The sequence below is a fragment of the Streptomyces sp. NPDC003691 genome, assembly GCF_053981115.1.
On record NZ_JBSFNQ010000236.1, the window covers coordinates 1 to 1,262 of the forward strand.

General features: G+C 66.9%; 1 pseudogene. It reads right to left on the reverse strand.

Going from position 1 to position 1,262, the window contains the following annotated elements:
- A pseudogene (locus ACWDR0_RS34935) lies at positions 1–1,229 on the reverse strand (hypothetical protein); the annotation flags it as partial.
- Between the last annotated feature and the right edge of the window lie 33 nt (positions 1,230–1,262).

The following is a 1,262-nucleotide window of genomic DNA, read 5'->3' on the forward strand; positions in this document are numbered from 1 at the left end:
GTCTTGAACGTGTGCTCGTCCGAGAAGATCAGGTTGTACATACCCTCCGAGACCGCCGCGTGGGCGCCCTCGAAGATGCCCCGGCCGGTGCCCTCGACGATCTCCCGCATGATGCTGCGGCCCATCGAGTCCGCCGCGCCCTGGCTCAGGACCTTCATGGCATCCGGGCCCAGATCCTTCGCGATCGGCCCCAGCGCCTTCTCCAAAGCGTCCGGCAGCTCCCGCGTCCCCGTCTTCTCCAACAGCGCCCGCGCCCAGTCCCGCCCCGCACCCACCGCCCCGTCCCCGTACTGGCGGCGGAACACCTCACCCACGTCCTTGACGAACTGGTCGCCCGCCTTCGCCCCGTTCGGGCCGTAGGTGTTCGGCAGATTCTTCCGGAACGCCTCACTCATATCCCGCCCGAACGACACCGGCGGCTTGGTGTCCGGCTCCGCCTCCGGCTTGTCCCCCGGCTTCGGCTCAGGCTTGGGCTCGGGCTTCGGCGCCGGTACCTCGGGGCCGGACTCCGTCTTCGGCTTCGGCGCGGACACCTCCGGCCCGGTCTCCGTCTTCGGCTTCGGCCCGGGAGCCTCCGGGCCGGTCTCCGTCTTCGGCTTCGGCGCGGGAGCCTCCGGGCCGGCCTTGGGCGGCGGCACCTTCACATCCGGCTTGCCCGGCGGGACCTTCACATCCACATCCGGACGGCCCTTCGGCGGCGGCACCACACCGTCGATCTTGTTCCCCAGATTCCGGCCCGAATCCAGCCCGAACATCTTCGCCAGCATCTTCCCGAACCGGTCACCCAGCGCGTTGAACGGACCCGCCAGCAGACCCTGCACCATCCCCGACAGCGCAGCGTTCTTCGTCAGCTCGTGATCCCACTCGTCCCGCGTCCCCTGGTTCAGCTGGATCCACTGGATCATGGCGTCCATCGTCACGCCCATACCGACATTGATGACCTGATGCGTCAGCAGCGTCACGATCATCCGGCCGATCCTGGTCTTCAGGATCACCCGCACAATCGCCTGCTTCTGCAGATACGCACCGATCGACGCACCGAAGAAGAACGCCGTCGCCGCCGCCACCGCAGCCTCGATCAACAGCGCAATCAACTGCGCAATGATCATGTACTTCGTGTACTGGAGCTGCGTCGCCGACTTCCGCGTGAACTCCGCGACCAACTGCGCCTGGTCACCCACCGCCTTGAAGTAGTCCAGCCCCTCCTGACCACCCAGAAAAGCCTTCATCGCCTCCTGGTACATCTTCGCCGCGTCACCGTC